The following is a 12,420-nucleotide window of genomic DNA, read 5'->3' on the forward strand; positions in this document are numbered from 1 at the left end:
GGATGTTGAGATCCGTTGAGAACTATCGTGCTATAAAACTTATGATATGTAAATACATACAGTGTTTCAATATGAGTACTTTTTGAGAATATTCAGGTGTAAGTTATGGGGTGTGATATCTAACTCATTGATAATAATGCACTGCTGGAGTGGATTTATTGAAGCTGCTTTTATGTTGTCTGCAATTAGCAGAAGGATATATACAAAAAACAGAATTGTAATTATTGGCCGTGTAAGAAGTGTAAAATATGGGTATCGGCTGCATCTTGCCAAACAAATACCACTGTAAACTTTTCGATGGTACTATTTTATGCCTATGCAACTAAACATTGAGTGTCGTTCAAAAAAGGCGTTACCTGACTATTCCTGAAAATGGCTGGATGGGCGGTAGCGTCGTTGCGGATCAGGAAAGTGTTGCAATGTTTTTTTGATTTAAGGCATTGGGTAGGACAAGCATAAAGCCGGTTTTTTCCGGTCAAGAACATGTAGTGTGTAAAAACCAAGACCCCATCGTTTTTCCAATGGTTCAGGTGATAAAAATGAACGACACCCATAGTAAAGTTATCGGTTATGTACTTTGGATTTTCGGTTTTCTTGGCGCTCACCGCTTTTATTATGGCAAACCGGTAACAGGGACTATCTGGTTGCTCACCCTTGGTCTCTTTGGCATAGGCTGGCTGATCGATCTTTTCCTTATCCCGGCCATGGATCGGGAAGCGGATTTTCGTTTCCATAGTGGCCAGTATGATTACTCTGTTACATGGATCTTGCTGGCATTCCTTGGTGTATTCGGCGTCCACCGTATGTACCTGGGGAAATGGATATCGGGAATTTTGTATCTGTTTACCATTGGCTTTCTTGGCCTTGGTGTTATTTACGATTTTTGGACGTTAAACGACCAGATCTCGATTAAAAACAGTGCGAATAGTTCTGCATCAGAAAACTGAAAAAGTGGGTTGAACAATTTTAGGGCAAGAATTGAAAGGCAGTTTTTAATCTTCGATGTGTTCAAGATTCAAGACCCGACCCCGGTTTCCGCGCCCCCGGTTTCCGTTCGATGTGTTCAAGATTCAAGACCCGACCCCGGTTTCACGCGCGACCCCGGTTTCAGACCCCGGTTTCACGACCCCGGTTTCACGACCCCGGTTTCACGACCCCGGTTTCAGTCTGTCAGGACAACGGTCAAAGAAGGTTGCCAGCCGCCGAAGCGGCCTGCTGTAAAGGTCAATGGTTGATTTTCTTTTGCCCTGAAGTTTCAGGGTGGTGAGGTGTTTTTGATACAGTTTGTCAAACCGGATTTGCTCAGAACGTTCCATGTTGCTTCCTTATATAAGCCGCGCCGGAGTGGTGTGGATATCAGGAAGTATTGGCAATGGTTGGGTGGCTGGGATGAACGGATTTTTTGCCGCGTTAGCGGCTTGGTTCAACAACAGCATCAACGGGTCTTCGCCCGTGATGCAAAGGTTAGAGCAACCAAGGAGGTATCGTGCAAAGAAGAGGCACATATTATATGGGAAGAGTTCTTAAACTAGGAACTCTTGACCAAAAGAAACTAATTGATGCAATTAAAGAACCTGTATCAGTAAATTTCAGAGGCAATTCATGGACATTTATTGACGTTGAAGAGCATAGAGACAACTTTGATCATTTTATATTCGGGAGACTTAGCAAATATAAGCCGCAAGGTGAAGTAGTTGTTGTTGATACAGAGAAACGGACTGAGGAAACTCAATTTGAAAACAATTTACGAGTTGCATCAAGCCCCTTTGTATATATCCCTGAGCATTCCGGAATAGCTTTTCTAAATATTCACAGTCATATTGAACAAACAGTTTTCATTAATAGATTTTGCTCAATAGTTGAAGAGACTCATAGTAACTTTTTCGTAGATTGTGATATAGAAATGATTTCTGATCTTCGTAGCTTTGCAGCTAAAGTTTCATCATTAGAAGGAATCTATGAAGTTAAAGCAAAAGTATCACCTCCAAACCCAATGTTTGGCTCTTTGTGGGAAGATCTAAAAAATTATCTTATAGATAGAAATACCGATAGAATGAATATAGATGAAGAATCTCCTGAAAATAAGCCATTGAACACAAACCTGCCTGAACACATTAAAAAAGCTTCTGAACAGACTGAGGAAAACGAGTACAGAACTGAAAAACCCTTGCCCATTAGTGATGCTGCTATATTAATGGCTGCTGACGGCTATGGTCATGGCTTGGTAAGAGGTAAATCTGGTGATGAGTTCATTACTATCAAAACTTCAGAAACTGTAAAAAACTTTTCATTTTTTACAAGCCCAGTTCCAGCAGAACTTTATCAAAAAGCCAAAAAGATATTTGATGATATTAAAGAAAAACGTCATTTAGGGCATTAAATTGAAACGAATCTTAGATATCTTAAAGTTCACGATCATTTCACCAGAAACATTATTTCTTCTACTAATGTATTTCTTCTGGAAAAATGACTATTCGTTTTTAACCTTGCTTGGTGAGAAAATCAGAGGCAATGAGGAAATTTGGAAATACGTTCCTGTATTGCCTTTTCTTTTTGCCGGTGCAACTTTTAAGTTTTCTTCAAAATTAAGAGCGCCACTCGAAAACAGTTCAAACAAAGAACTCTATGAGTGGCCAAGTTATCAAAAAGTAGTTGACCGTGTAATAGCATCTATTTTCATCTGTATTCTTTGCTGTGCAGTTAGTTTAGCAATTTGGATTTTTTCCAGCGAAATACCTCAAGCTATGTTGGGAATGTTGTTTTTATCATCTGTTGTTATATCTGGTATTAGCACATTACTGGTTTACCTTGCATCACATACAATCAGAGAGATACTTGAGAGGCATGGTTGCTCTAAATCGGGTAAGGGCTGATCTTTCTTCAGCCCTCCCCACAGCACCCGGCATGCGGGTCCGCACCGGGCGGTTCAACGATGATGGTGAAACCTGATCCATAAATCTTCAAGAAAAACGGGGTCAGGTCTTTAATCTTGAATCCATTCAAAAAAGGATCTAACACAGCTTCGGTTTATCTGATTTATGCGTCAAGAAAAAATACCTGGCCCCGGTGTTTACTGTCAGGTGCTTCTACCAAATAAAAAATAATTTATGCTTCCAATAATCGATCAGAGGACTCAAAGGTATTGTAAATGAAATATTACAACCCCAATAAGCCATTAAATGTAAGTGAATGGCTCGTTCTTGATGATGAACAAAGAAAAATACTCGTCTCTAACTTTCATGAGTCCACAGAAGAAGAATTTCAAGATGATGGTGCATTGACAATGCACTGTTATATGCATGTGGTTGTTGAAAATCAGATCGCCACAAATGTTGATCTCGTCTCTGAAACGGTAACAAAATTGGTAAGGCAGGGGCTATCACGGCATGAGGCACTTCATGCGATAAGTGCAATAATTGTGGAAGATGTTTTTGATATGTTGAAGGGTACAAAAAGTGAGTTTTGTCTCAAGAAGTACCGAAGAAAGCTCGAGAAGATTACGGCCAAGAGATGGAGAAAAGGCCAATATTAAAACCAACTGCTAAATAATCTCAAAAAATATAAATTTACCCTGTTAAGGACAGACATGACCGACATGACCGACGATAACGATATAAAAATTGAAAGCAAACACCTTGAATACGAAATGGCTCAGAGCTCTGCCCAACATCATGATAGTTTGGTATGGTCTGTCTCCACCTTAACATGGGGTGTTAGTGCGGTTCTTTTAGGCTTTGTTTTAAGTAATATAAATGAAAATTCATTAGGTATTGTTATCCTGCTTTTTTGCCTGATCGGTATTTTCCTGATCCTGTGCTCATGGATGTTTTCCAGACAATTTCGAAGCATTAGAAATCAAAAATATGTGCGTTGCAAAGAACTTGAGGAAGAGCTCGGCTTAACCCAGCATAGAAATATCAAGCACAAAAATGGCAGCCAATCTTTGATGTACTCATTCATCATGGTTTTGTTTATTGCAACATGGGTGGTTGTTTTTGTGAAAGTCGTAGCAAGTTATTTTGGTTACGACTTGGCAGTCATTTAATGACTTCTCTATTTCTTTAGTCATAACCACACCATCAACTCCAGGAAGTATTCGGTTATCAGAAGCTGGCGACCAGTAGCGGTTCTGTTCCAGAACCTCAAGCAGTTATGTCACTGTTTGAGTCCTCATCGTCCAGTGATGCCGCCAGGTTTAGCTGCAGTGGCAAAACCCATTGCTCCCAAATGACTTCCTGTGAAGAAGCCACCTTTTACCAGGATAATTGCCCTGGCACCAATATGGACGGTGACCGTGATGGCATACCTTGTGAAAGGCAGCTGTGCAATCAATAAATCACAATGCTAATAAATAGAACGTAGCATCACCTGCGAACCTTCCCAGTTTCAAAAGTAAAAGCAATACCCTCGAGACCATCATCCAATAAAACATACTTCATCAAGGCAGTATCGAAACTCAATCCAACCTGTCTGGCGAAAGCCTGTTATAGCCAGAGGCAATGAATCATGAATAAAACTTTTGCAGACCGTCTGGCCACTGCCATGAAACTGAAGGGAATAAAAACCGCCAGCGCCCTGTCCCGTGACACGGGCATCGAGCGCAGCTACATGTACCGCCTGGCCAGTGGCAAAATTGATAATCCGCACAAATATGTGGAACGGCTGGCGGTGGCCACCGGTGTCTCCAGCCATTGGCTGAGCACGGGGGTGGGGGATCCTTACGACCCGGAACCGGAGAAACCCAAAGAGCCGGCAGCAAATGCGACCATGCTCACCCATGTAACCGTTGTACCACCGGAAGGGGATTGGTATGAAGTGACTGCCAGGGTGCCGGATGTATTTGTCAGCCAGCAACACAAACCCCGGGATAAGAAACTCTACGAGTATTACTATGTGCCGGAAACCATCGAGTGCTTTACCGGCTTCACCCTGTTGGTGGTAGAACGAGAATTACGACCAGGGCCGGGTATGTTTCTGGCCCAGCGTGAAGTGAATGGTAAACAGCAGTTGTGCAGTTTTCTGATCAGTTATAAAGGACTGGATCAGACCAGCACCCGGCAGCCGGATATGCAGACCATTGGCCGGGTGCGGATTATGGATTACTGGGAGTTGGATACGAAAAGGTAGGAGGATGGGTTTCCTCACCGAACGAGGGAGCCTGGGGAAGCAACGTCCAAATCGGAATTTATAATAATATGGACAACTATGACGGGGTCGGCTGGACTGACTGGATGCTGCTCAAAGAATTAGACAGAGCCTTTATTCCGGATCAGCCGGGCGTGTATATGATTGCAGCTCATCGGAGAATTCACCGAGCCCATGGTACTGACAAACAGGGTATTCTTGATATCGGTGAATCGGATAACTTGAAAAAGAGGATGGCAGCGTTCAGAGCTTGCTCCCTGGGGCATCGGAACCGTGGCCATATGGCAGGCTGGAGATTCTACAATTTCAACTTTGACAGCATATTCCCCCATGAAAAATTATGGATATGCTGGAAAACATGTCGGCGAAAAAAGGAAGCTTATGCCCTTGAGGGTGAACTTTTACAGGCCTATTTTTCGAAGCATTATGAACTCCCTCCGCTGAACTATAAGTTTAACTGGGCCTCTCATGCTGCACATGACTGACAGGGCAACAGTGACAAGTGCCGCCCCTTCAAAAAGGCACCTTCTCACCATCCCACTCCCAGATTGCCAGATCACTCTCTGATGGCTCAATATCCAGGCCATCATCATCCGTCTGTATATACTCCCACAGTTCATTCTGATGCAGCCAGATGGGGTCCGCGCTGCGGAGCATGTCTTCCCGTTCCGCAAATGCTTCAAGGGTATCCTCTCTTTTAATCCGCACCTGCTTGCCGTTGATAAAAATCCACTGGTATTTCTTCTGGCGTTCCGCCCTGGCGGCTTTACGGATTCTTTTCTGTTCAGCAGTCAGCTTTTTCTTTACTTTAGGCATGTGAATCGTCCCTTCTTTAATCACCCGAATAATCTCCTCCTCAGTCAGGCCAAATTCCTTCGCTGCGTTCTTATGGCTCAGGGTGGCACCTGGTGCTGTCCACTGGATATCGGGCATCGGGTCATACCTTGGCAAAATGATTTCAACGGATGTTTGAGAGTCGGGCTTCCTTTTTGAATGAGCCCAAGAATAAACACGCGCCCTCACTTTTTCCAGAATAAATCTGTGGATAAGTTGTTGGCAGGTTGTGTTTATTCTGTCAATAGTTCGTTATAACCCTTTGCAGTACCTGCCTGTAGAATTATTATTCCCTGTTTCAGTTATCCGGAATTTGTGTGGAAAAGATTGTGGATAAACCGTTAGGGGATAAAGGCAGCCTTTCAGACAGGCGGGTTGGGAATGGCTGGTTAAATATTGATCAGTCGTTCTTCGTCAAATCTTCCCGTTATACAATCAAAAGGAAAGCCCTCCACCTGGTTTATCCTGACCGGGGGCAGGGCAACAGCCTCAAACGTCACAAATCATTCCGATGTGTCGCCATTGGCTGTCTCTTCCTGGTGAAGAACCCTACAAGCTTTCGCTTTAAAAGCATTCTTTGTTTTCGGCGCTCTTCTACCTTCCGCTCTTTTTTCCACTTTTCTTCTTCCGCTTTGATCAGGGTTTGCCGCTCTTCTGCATACTGGTCCGAGACATCCGTTATCTGCTGAATCTTGCCTTTTGCGAACATAACCTTCTTGATCTCGTTGTACTCAACTGTCCGGGGAGTGGCATGATGGCCAGGCCCCAATCTGCCAACCCAGTCATTGCCAAGAAGTATCTCACCGGTATATTCAAGAGGCAGCCACACATCGGTGTAACAGCGGCCAAACATTAAAGCCAGCGTCAGATCATCACACTCCGGCAGCGGGTCCGGTTTCATGCCATTGACTAATGGTTCATCTTGAAACACGCCTAAATTCATTGACCTGGCAAATAGCTGACCCTCTTTGCATTCATAAGTGACGATATAGCCAGCCCAACAAAAGGTACCCATGGGCGATACGTCGATGCCCAGCATGTTCGGATGAAATTATAACTATCGAATATCAGGATTTAACCCAGGGCAGTCGCATCAGATGTACGATAGTTTAGCAAGTATCAAAAATGAGGACGAAGTTCCAGATATTAATTCCCTTTCTATATCAGACAAGAATATTCTCAAGACTGGTAGTTCTGAAGAGTCAATAAGACTAAACTATAGTGGATATGAAGCTACCACCCTGGGATTTAACCGGATCTGCTTTGGGTAGTGATACTTTTTCTCAAGCAGGATATTTGAGAATCGAGTTTTCTCTTACAAGAATTCAAGAATCAAGACCCGACCCCGGTTTCCCGACCCCGGTTTCCGACCTGCTCCTGATTTCGCCGGTTACGGTCAAGTGCCTTGTCTGGTGACTGGTAACATGTCTGAACGAAGCGGCGTCCTCCAGAACATCAAGTAGAGATTCATTGTTAAGCATCTATACACAAATGGATGAGTATCTTGTGTCGTGTAATTAATGTAAGCACCCATAGTTATCAGGACATTGCTCTGTATAATGGCCGGACGTTAAGTAGTTAACCAAATGAAATCATATATTTCTGACTAAGTTGTCAGTCACTCTGCGGCGTTGCAACTCCGGTCACATAGCTACGGCTATGCTCCCTACGTTGCGCCTTGCATAGTAACTGCCCACTTAGCCAGAAATATACGATTCCATTTGGCCAACTACTTAAAAGTGTGATTTATTTGTTATGCATAGATTTGATGTTCCGGGTGTAGTAACCCGTCATATTCTTCATTAGCACTCTTCATAAAAAATAAGAAACTTCTAGCTTTACCGCCTTCTTGCAAGGCGAAATTTATTATTAAAATTCAGGATATGACTATGTCTACTACCGGTACTGTTAAGTGGTTCAATGACGAGAAAGGTTTTGGTTTCATCGCCCAGGAAAATGGCGGACCAGATGTGTTTGCACACTTCCGTCAAATCATAGGTGATGGCTTCAAGACTCTGGCAGAAGGCCAGCGAGTTGAATTCACCATCACTCAGGGCCAGAAAGGTCCTCAGGCTGAAGATATTCGACCACTGTAATGGTCGGGGCTGCAATGTTGTAGCCTCTAACCTCACGTAAGGTGAGGTGAAGAAGGGCGGTGCTTTCGGGCACTGCCCTTTTTTTGTGCTTTTCAAAAAAGAAAAAGGGAGGAGGTTTTAGACATTCAAAGATCAAGACCCGCCCCCGGTTTTCCAGAACCCGATCTGGAAAAAGCGCTCTGATCAGTAGATATCCTCATAATCCGGGTACTGTTCCGGAGCTTCGCCTTTGCGTTCGGTGACCATGATCTCCGAAGTAGTCTCTTCACTGCCGTACATGACAACGATGTTGAACTCCCAGTAATCACCATAATCAAATACAAACGTTATTTTCATTCCGGAAACCGGATGAAGATGACTCAGCCGGGTTTTATAGGTAGAGCCGTCGCAGTCATCGACAGCCGGATGAGCAATTTTTCGGTCCGCACCAAATTCATTCAGATACTGAAAGTGATAAAGGTGATCATTATCAAAATCAAAGGCGTCAAGGATGGCTTCCGCCAGGTCATCAAGCAGATGGTTAGCCGATATTTTCAGTGTACGGGTACACTCATTTCCCAAAGCGACTGACAGTACATAACTGGCAGCAATAACCGGTTCCGGCTGCTCAAAGGTGCGTTGAAAATCTGGCCGAACTGCCTTTATCGCAGGTAGCAGGTTGATTTGCTCATCATCGTCTTCATATTCGCCGCTTTTCAGTGAATCCATAAACCCTTGCCGACAAGTGCTTAAAAACAACTGCCCCCAGGATGTTAATTTCAGAGAATGGATTTTCCGATTGTTATCCTCAAGGTGAAACTCGGCCAGTCCGGTCATTTTGAGAATGGACATATTGAATGCCTTACCCCTGCGCAACCAGAAGCCGGGATCATTAACAGCTTTGCCTTGCCAAAGGTCATTGTCGCCGAAAATCATCATAAACCCGGGCAGAAAACGATCATCCATAGAACTGATGCGCTCCCCGACACTCATGGCATAGCCTCGATTAATCCATGCTTCAAGCAAGGAAAAATACCGCTCAATATCATTCATTCCCTGCCACTGCTGGTACAGGGTTTCATTGATATGGAGTTCTGCATTCCCCCTGCTGTCCGGCTGAAGGCTGGCAAGACTTGAGCTGCGAACCAACAGTAATAGCCCCATGATTTGTGCATAATGAGGGAGCATTGGTCGTTGCAAGGTCAGCATTTCTGGCTTTGACAGAAGGCTGTTAAGTGACTGAGCCCATTTAATCGGAGGCAGATTCTTGTTTTTCGATAAAGGAACCGGGTTTTTAACCAGGTAGTCCAAAAAAACATCAACATCCCGGATAAATATCTGCTGGAGGTCAGACAGGGTGAAAGCCGCTATGGCTTCCGTCGTTTTGGTTTCAAATATCATTGCGTTCAATTTTATTTCCATTGCCAACCAGCATGTTGATGAGTTCAGCGAAAGCACAGTGGGAGCGGGTTCACAGAAAGTTATAGCTTAGTAAAAGTCACTTCAGTAAAGCAGGTCAGAAAAGCCATCCGGTAAGCGGTCGAGTTCATATTTTATAAATTCTTTATGAAGGTTTCAGTATCAACCAAATTATATTTTGGTCAACCTGCTTACTCCCCCTTGACAATCCGATTGTCAACCAAGGTTCGTTGACTCAGATCAACTCTTTCGTTTCGGTAAATACGTAATCTGTACTTATCCATTGAGTGATTGCCGAGGTCGATAGTGATTGTTTCGGAGCCTGATAATAAGAACAGAAAAACTAACTCTCTGGCTAAGAATAAATACCACCCCAATAATAATAAAAACCGCTTACGGCTGATTTTTCAGCACTTGCAGCCTTGCTTCGGGCGAGGTTTTTTTATTGATTGATACGGGGAATAAGCAGTGTATTCCGTATCTGAGCGGATAGGATGATACGGCACTGTTCGTAAAATAGCCGGCTCAACAAACAGGCTAAGACCTTGAGTTGAGTGAAGCATCAAGGATGAGGTTATAAGTAGTTGGCCAAATGGAATCGTATATTTCTGGCTAAGTGGGCAGTTACTATGCAAGGCGCAACGTAGGGAGCATAGCCGTAGCTATGTGACCGGAGTTGCAACGCCGCAGAGTGACTGCCCACTTAGTCAGAAATATATGATTTCATTTGGTTAACTACTTACAGTGTCACAGTGATGTGAACCGACGGAAGCCTCGAAAAACCAAGCAGGATGCCCGGGAACCCCTGACGACTCCGGTCGTTCTCTACGGCCCTCGCTTTATGCGGGGTTTTTGTTTTGATGAGTTATTCACTGCTGTTCAAAAAATAAACAATCTGTTTTTGTTCTGCTTTTTCCCCTGTTTCATTGATTATCCCACGGGTTGTGCACCGGGTTATCCACGGAATTAGTGGACGACTAAAGTTATCCATCATAGGGTCGACGGCTGTGCCACTGTCCGTCGGTATGAAAAACGGGTGCCGTGCCTTTTATGATGAATGGAATAATACCAATTCCACCTTCTAAATATGAGATCGAGCAAGTCATTTTGGACAGCTGGGCAAGGCGGAATGACGAGTAATAGCAGGGCTATTGCGAGGAATTCCAACGAAGATCCAGCTGTTCAAAATGGCTGCGCAGTTCATATTTAGAAGGTGGAATTGGTATAATCAGGACCCGGCCACGTTATTCTTCAGGCCTTTCTGAAGACGTTTCTGCAACGCCGCCTGATCAGGTATCCATCCCTTGACCCTGAACAAAAAAACAAGCATAACGATCAACCTTTGGCTGGCCAGCGAATGGCAGATAGTTTTGCGAGGGGAGAATCAAGATGAAACCGTTAACCCGGCAAGATGTGGATGATATTGTGCAGTGGGGAAGGTCGTTATCAGAAGAGCAGGGCACCCGACTGCTGGATCATTTTGAAAACCACCAGAGTCAGCTTTATAACGCCGTCTACGGTGTGCTGTCAGACGCTATTGCTGAAGACAGTGTCGATATGGCTAACCTGTTTATGGATCTCTGTTTTGATATCGTTCTGGTCTATCACCGGACCCTGGGCGAAGCCCCACAGGAGCCAGAGGATACCCGGTGGCTGGAGTCTAAAATGGCCTTGCTGGAGATGCTGAGTTCAAGTCGCTCAGCCCCGAAAGCCCGATGGCATCAAAACTGTCCTCAACGCTCAATGATCGGTTTGTCCAGCGTTGCATGGAGTCCGGCACCCCGGTGGCACTGCTTAATTACCTGGATGATCAGGTGCTTCACTATGCCAGCTTCAATTCGGCACGGATCCCCGCCATCGCTCTGACCAATAACCTGCTCTTTGTCGTGGTTCGTCTGATGGACAGTCTTTATGAATACCAGCCGGAAACACTTACCCGCTAACAGGAGGAAATGATCAGGTTCCATTACGGGTGGGTAAGTAAAGTACTACTGCGCAGCTGCTGGACAAGCCAGGAGGTTCTGCCGATCTGGTAAGCCCGAAGCTCTTTATAAAATGCAAGACACGATGCCAGCCTCGGTCAGTACTCCCGGGGAGCTTCCCCTTTTGCTTCGGTAAGCATAATACTGTTCGGTATTTCATCCACGCCATCGACGATCTGGAGTGTAAACTCCCACTCAGTGTCGAGGTCATAAATAAACGTCAGATGGTCACCTGGTACCAGTGGCAGATCTTTAAGGCAGATGTCGTTGGTATGATCCACATCGGGCTGTTGTATCAATGGATGTTCTATGTGATAAGAGTGACCATAGCAATCTTCACAAAAAAAGTAGAAGAGCTTGTGGTTGCTGAACGAAAAGGCACTGAGAATCGCGTTTGCCAGTTGATCCAGTGTAGATTCGGCAGGCACCATCAGGGTTCGCCGGCACTTATAGGCAAACAGTGAAGCATTGATGATATAGCTGTTAAATGCGTCGGCTTTTTGTGGATGAAGCAACTGCCGGATGTCTTCTCGCCAAGGTTGAACCACGTTCTGCATACCATCGACTTCGTAAAGTTCATCCACGCAACCCCGGGGAATCGCCAGCCCTTCCAGGTCTATGGATCTGTGAAACCGGTTAAAGAGAACCACGCCGAGGGGAGTGAACTGCAGGTGTTTCAGCTGATGGCTGTCCTGCCATTGAAGCTTGACCAGGCCAAACAGTCTCAACAGGCTTACATTGTATGCCCCCAGTTGAGACGGCAGAACTTCAAGGCCCAGCGTCTGGATAGGGTCTTCTGTGAATAAACCCTGCCTTAGAAAGTTAACGCCAGCGCAACCCAGGATACGACTATCACGACTGCCAAGATCTTCACCAATAATGCTCGCATGGCCCATGGTGAGCCAGGCGTCCAGCAGGGAAAAATACGGCTCTTCGCCGTTTCATATGGATTTCAGGATGTCTGC

Annotated in this window: 15 protein-coding genes; 10 read left to right on the forward strand and 5 right to left on the reverse strand. The window is 44.8% G+C overall.

Translation table 11 applies throughout. The features are described from left to right. The first annotated feature begins 539 nt into the window (after positions 1–539). On the forward strand, positions 540–947 hold the full coding sequence (locus CX664_RS07550) for an NINE protein (protein ID WP_101746164.1): 408 nt from the start codon (positions 540–542) through the stop codon (positions 945–947). A 201-nt stretch (positions 948–1,148) separates the two neighbouring features. Here the strand turns inward: CX664_RS07550 and CX664_RS26280 are convergent, their stop codons facing one another. Beyond that, complete coding sequence (locus CX664_RS26280; RefSeq protein ID WP_180966416.1) at positions 1,149–1,316, reverse strand: hypothetical protein; 168 nt, start codon at positions 1,314–1,316, stop codon at positions 1,149–1,151. Positions 1,317–1,486: 170 nt separating this feature from the next. On the opposite strand from CX664_RS26280, the gene CX664_RS07560 reads away from it, so the two are divergent. From CX664_RS07560 to CX664_RS07590, 7 genes are all read left to right on the forward strand, one after another. After that, the gene (locus CX664_RS07560) at positions 1,487–2,380 is read left to right on the forward strand and encodes a DUF4747 family protein (RefSeq protein WP_219622139.1); all 894 of its coding nucleotides are present in this window, start codon (positions 1,487–1,489) and stop codon (positions 2,378–2,380) included. Between the two features lies 1 nt (position 2,381). Then, positions 2,382–2,873: a hypothetical protein gene (locus CX664_RS07565; RefSeq protein ID WP_101746148.1), complete on the forward strand. Its 492-nt coding sequence runs from the start codon at positions 2,382–2,384 to the stop codon at positions 2,871–2,873. 275 nt (positions 2,874–3,148) lie between these two features. Beyond that, on the forward strand, positions 3,149–3,532 hold the full coding sequence (locus CX664_RS07570) for a hypothetical protein (RefSeq protein WP_101746149.1): 384 nt from the start codon (positions 3,149–3,151) through the stop codon (positions 3,530–3,532). Between the two features lie 63 nt (positions 3,533–3,595). Further along, a complete protein-coding gene (locus CX664_RS07575) occupies positions 3,596–4,045 on the forward strand; it encodes a RipA family octameric membrane protein (RefSeq protein WP_101746150.1) in 450 nt (149 codons plus the stop codon). 107 nt (positions 4,046–4,152) lie between these two features. Beyond that, a complete protein-coding gene (locus CX664_RS27760; protein ID WP_101746151.1) occupies positions 4,153–4,335 on the forward strand; it encodes an excalibur calcium-binding domain-containing protein in 183 nt (60 codons plus the stop codon). Between the two features lie 171 nt (positions 4,336–4,506). Then, positions 4,507–5,127 (forward strand): helix-turn-helix domain-containing protein, encoded by a 621-nt coding sequence (locus CX664_RS07585; protein WP_101746152.1) that lies wholly within the window; start codon positions 4,507–4,509, stop codon positions 5,125–5,127. A 68-nt stretch (positions 5,128–5,195) separates the two neighbouring features. Then, positions 5,196–5,630: a hypothetical protein gene (locus CX664_RS07590; RefSeq protein WP_101746153.1), complete on the forward strand. Its 435-nt coding sequence runs from the start codon at positions 5,196–5,198 to the stop codon at positions 5,628–5,630. Between the two features lie 28 nt (positions 5,631–5,658). On the opposite strand, the gene CX664_RS26960 is transcribed toward CX664_RS07590, so the two are convergent. Further along, complete coding sequence (locus tag CX664_RS26960; protein ID WP_219622140.1) at positions 5,659–6,078, reverse strand: hypothetical protein; 420 nt, start codon at positions 6,076–6,078, stop codon at positions 5,659–5,661. 397 nt (positions 6,079–6,475) lie between these two features. Next, positions 6,476–6,910 carry a hypothetical protein gene (locus CX664_RS07600; protein ID WP_145999886.1) on the reverse strand — a complete coding sequence of 145 codons (435 nt, stop codon included), beginning with the start codon at positions 6,908–6,910 and terminating at the stop codon, positions 6,476–6,478. 952 nt (positions 6,911–7,862) lie between these two features. On the opposite strand from CX664_RS07600, the gene cspE reads away from it, so the two are divergent. Continuing rightward, entirely contained in the window at positions 7,863–8,075 is a 213-nt protein-coding gene (gene cspE / locus CX664_RS07605; protein WP_163373036.1) for a transcription antiterminator/RNA stability regulator CspE, read from the forward strand. 183 nt (positions 8,076–8,258) lie between these two features. Here the strand turns inward: cspE and CX664_RS07610 are convergent, their stop codons facing one another. Next, a complete protein-coding gene (locus tag CX664_RS07610; protein WP_244910635.1) occupies positions 8,259–9,455 on the reverse strand; it encodes a plasmid pRiA4b ORF-3 family protein in 1,197 nt (398 codons plus the stop codon). Between the two features lie 1,407 nt (positions 9,456–10,862). Here CX664_RS07610 and CX664_RS07620 point away from each other — a divergent pair. Continuing rightward, on the forward strand, positions 10,863–11,339 hold the full coding sequence (locus tag CX664_RS07620; protein ID WP_101746158.1) for a hypothetical protein: 477 nt from the start codon (positions 10,863–10,865) through the stop codon (positions 11,337–11,339). Between the two features lie 214 nt (positions 11,340–11,553). Here the strand turns inward: CX664_RS07620 and CX664_RS07625 are convergent, their stop codons facing one another. Further along, positions 11,554–12,351 carry an IS1096 element passenger TnpR family protein gene (locus CX664_RS07625; RefSeq protein WP_101746159.1) on the reverse strand — a complete coding sequence of 266 codons (798 nt, stop codon included), beginning with the start codon at positions 12,349–12,351 and terminating at the stop codon, positions 11,554–11,556. Positions 12,352–12,420 lie beyond the last annotated feature (69 nt).

The organism is Endozoicomonas acroporae (genome assembly GCF_002864045.1).
GTDB lineage: Bacteria > Pseudomonadota > Gammaproteobacteria > Pseudomonadales > Endozoicomonadaceae > Endozoicomonas > Endozoicomonas acroporae.